This window comes from Trichlorobacter sp. (genome assembly GCF_030247655.1).
Taxonomy (GTDB): domain Bacteria; phylum Desulfobacterota; class Desulfuromonadia; order Geobacterales; family Pseudopelobacteraceae; genus Trichlorobacter.
The window spans coordinates 1-2,043 of the sequence record NZ_JAOTRZ010000332.1 but is presented as its reverse complement, the minus strand read 5'-3'; the positions used below and the strand labels follow the sequence as shown (position 1 = coordinate 2,043).

The following is a 2,043-nucleotide window of genomic DNA, read 5'->3' as shown; positions in this document are numbered from 1 at the left end:
TCATGCTACTTTGAGGAGTGGGACTTGGGGTTGCAGATCAAGCTGGCCGGTTATAAAAGTTATGTTGTGCCGGCCACAGACTACGAACATCACTGGAGCGGGACCATTCGTGCCTTGCGTACTATTCCGTATCTTGGGCGTGACGAGACTGCAGGTGAGATCTTGTTCAGGAATCGCAACCTGTTTCAGCTCAAGTGGCGAGGCATAGCCAGAAGGGTAGGCCGACAGGATTTGCTGCAGAGTGGGTGGCGTGAACATGCTGTGCTACAGTTGCAGCAACTGGTTGCTGATGGTAATGGTGTTGAGGCGGCAGCCCTGGGAGACCGTCTGCTGTCAGTCTATCCTGAAGATGAGGGAATTCAGGGGCTTTGCAGGCTGGTCAGGATGATGCTTCTGAAGCAACAGGTCTGTATCTGAATGGAGAGAACCGTTATGCGTGAATTGCAATTGCGAGAGCATATAGAAGCCCAGATACGGCAGATTGAAAGCCTTTCCCAGTCAGAAAAGTATGTTGAGGCGTACTTGCTATCCACCACGGTGATTGAGGCCATCGGATTCTACAAGCGGTATTGGGATTTGGATTTTACTTCATTGTTTTCTCGTATACTTGCGGTGCAACCGGAATATCAGTTCATGATGGTCTTTACAGCAGAGCTGCTGTATCAGCAGGGGCACTATGTTTCTGCATCTGATCTCGCGGCTCTTGCAGTACGCCTTGAAAACTCTGGTGATTTTTTTAATATTAATTATATCAGGATGTTAAGAGCAGCAGACAGGCTTGATCAGGCTCGTTCTGAATGTTTGAGACTGTTGGATTTAGGGCCGAATGAGCAGAATATAATGGCTGAGCTGGCTCAATGCGATGCCTATGGGCATTTTTCTGACAAAGATTATTACTCTGTATTACATGCAGTGCATGCCAAATACAGCCCCGCCACCTATCTTGAGATAGGGGTTGCTCAGGGGCGATCTCTTGCACTGGTTGGTAAGCAGGCAAGGGCAATTGGTATTGACCCAGACACTGCAGAGCAGGGGCGCATGATGTATATGTCGCCGGAAAATTGTCCGCTGCTTTTTCGTACAACCAGTGATGACTTTTTTGAGAGGGCTGACCTCCCTGCGCTACTGGAAGCAGATACCCTTGCAATGGCCTTCCTTGACGGACTGCATCTTTTTGAACAGACGCTTAGGGATTTTATTAACGTTGAGCGGTTTAGTGGCCCTGAAACAATGGTCTTTATTCATGATGGTCTGCCCGTAAACAGGCTGGTTGCGGAGCGTAATCGCAAAACAGCCTTCTGGGTCGGGGATGTCTGGAAGATTATTCCGTGCCTCAAGGAGGTTCGACCTGATCTTGAGGTTATTACGTTTCCGGTCCAGCCTTCTGGACTTACCCTGATCAGGGGGCTGGACCCTAAATCACGGGTTTTTGAACGTCAGTTTGATGTTATTACGAGCCACTTTAGAGGTTTGGAGCTTCCAGAAGCATGGGATGAGCGTAACTGTTTGCTTAATATCACCAGCCAGCCACCTGAACAGGTGCTTGGCCTTTCGGAACTAAGATGATCTTCTCCCCGCCGGCATCAGATACAAGCCTTGCCTGGTACTATGGCGAGCTTGTCAGGCAGCTTGCTGACCAGACACCGCTGCCCGGTGTCGCACTGCTGCCGGTTGATGAGCAGAGTTTTAATCCCCTCACCCCGGAAGACGTATCAGATATCAATATTGGCATCTATCTGCCCGAACGTTTTGAAATACCAGATGGCTGCATATATCAAAACAATACCTGGGATTTGATTGTTGTGCCACTGTATTGGTTTGAATATCAATTGCGGGTACGTGGGATCAACAGAGTGTTGACCATACCGCCGGGCTGGGATGAGCCAGGACGGCAGTCTGATGAGCACGAGAGTGTTAACCCGCTGTTTCGTATAGCCGTTTCCGGCTGTTTTACGTTGCAAAACGGATCGGACCTTGCCCTTGCTGCCGTAAGAACTTTTATGCAGCGTCATCAGGATTGTGAGCTGGTTTGTGGTTGGAAAC

The 2,043-nt window shown here is 49.4% G+C and carries 2 protein-coding genes and 1 pseudogene; all 3 read left to right on the top strand.

The window, feature by feature from the left end:
• The coding region (locus OEL57_RS16375; protein WP_300741974.1) for a glycosyltransferase family 2 protein at positions 1–417 on the top strand (417 nt) is incomplete at its 5' end.
• Positions 418–432: 15 nt separating this feature from the next.
• Complete coding sequence (locus OEL57_RS16370) at positions 433–1,566, top strand: class I SAM-dependent methyltransferase (protein ID WP_300741972.1); 1,134 nt, start codon at positions 433–435, stop codon at positions 1,564–1,566.
• Positions 1,563–2,043: pseudogene (locus tag OEL57_RS16365) on the top strand (hypothetical protein); the annotation flags it as partial. The gene OEL57_RS16370 and the pseudogene OEL57_RS16365, both read left to right, overlap by 4 nt.

Coding starts and splice junctions, on each gene's coding strand:
- OEL57_RS16370 (WP_300741972.1), top strand. CDS start 433: ATGCGTGAATTGCAATTGCGAGAGCATATAGAAGCCCAGATACGGCAG.